Source organism: Klebsiella sp. CN_Kp104, assembly GCF_040064515.1.
In the GTDB taxonomy this organism is placed as follows: Bacteria; Pseudomonadota; Gammaproteobacteria; order Enterobacterales; family Enterobacteriaceae; genus Klebsiella; species Klebsiella aerogenes.
On the sequence record NZ_JBEAII010000020.1, the window covers coordinates 1 to 782 of the forward strand.

A 782-nucleotide genomic window follows, 5' to 3' on the forward strand; every position below is an offset into this window, starting at 1 on the left:
ATCAGCGGGTTGATCTTGTGTTTACTGAACACGTTCATCAGCTTCGCCATGATCACCCCGGCGGCGGTACCCACGCAGAAGGCGATCACCCCCAGCAGCAGGATGCCCAGCGTCTGCGGCTGCAGGAACTTATCCGCCACCAGCTTGGCCCCCACCGACAGTCCGAGGAAGATGGTGACGATATTGATCAGCGCGTTCTGCACCGTATCGCTCAGCCGATCCACCACTCCGCTTTCGCGCATCAGGTTGCCGAAGCAGAACATCCCCAGCAGCGGCGCGGCGTCCGGCAGCAGCAGCGCCACCAGCAGCAACAGCACCGCCGGGAAGAGGATCTTCTCGCGTTTGCTCACCGTACGCAGCTGCACCATGCGGATCTTCCGCTCTTTGTCGCTGGTCAGCGCCTTCATGATCGGCGGCTGGATCAGCGGCACCAGCGCCATATAGGAGTAGGCGGCCACCGCGATGGCCCCCAGCAGCTCCGGCGCCAGCTTGCTCGACAGGTAGATAGCCGTCGGGCCGTCGGCGCCGCCGATGATGCCGATGGCCGCCGCCTGCGGCAGGGTGAAGTGGATGAAGCCGAAGTAGTTCAGCGTCAGCGCCCCGAGCACGGTGGCGAAGATCCCGAACTGCGCCGCCGCCCCCAGCAGCAGGGTGCGCGGGTTGGCCAGCAGCGGGCCGAAATCGGTCATCGCCCCGACGCCCATAAAGATCACCAGCGGCGCGATACCCGAGCCAATCGCCACCTTATAGAAGATGGCCAGCACTCCGGAGGAGTAGCCCAT

The 782-nt window shown here is 64.6% G+C and carries 1 protein-coding gene; it reads right to left on the reverse strand.

Features of this window, described 5'->3' with window-relative positions; genetic code table 11:
- Positions 1 to 782 (reverse strand): sodium ion-translocating decarboxylase subunit beta (locus ABLU80_RS13495; RefSeq protein WP_348850080.1); only part of this gene is annotated, 782 nt, incomplete at both ends.